General features: G+C 55.5%; 1 protein-coding gene. It reads left to right on the top strand.

The window, feature by feature from the left end; translation table 11 throughout:
• Positions 1 to 308, top strand: a 308-nt coding sequence (locus KI686_RS16255; protein ID WP_237590367.1) for a transposase, incomplete at both ends; no start/stop codon positions are given.

The raw sequence follows: 308 nt of genomic DNA on the forward strand, positions 1-308 counted from the left end.
TCTACATCTACGGCTATCTGAACCGTATCCAGTCGAGTCGGCGACTGGAGAGAGAGGCTGGGCGGAATGTTGAACTGATGTGGCTGACCGGCCGCTTATGCCCGGACTTCAAAACGATTGCCGACTTTCGTCGGGACAACGGCAAAGGTATCCGCAATGTCTGCCGGCGGTTTGTGGCCCTCTGTCGCCAGCTTGATTTGTTCAGCGAAGCCACCGTGGCCATTGATGGCAGCAAGTTCAAAGCCGTGAATAACCGTGACAAGAACTTCACACCGCACAAGCTGGCGCAGCGGATGAAGCAAATCGAC

It is taken from the genome of Polaribacter sargassicola (assembly GCF_021991835.1).
Lineage (GTDB): Bacteria > Bacteroidota > Bacteroidia > Flavobacteriales > Flavobacteriaceae > Polaribacter > Polaribacter sargassicola.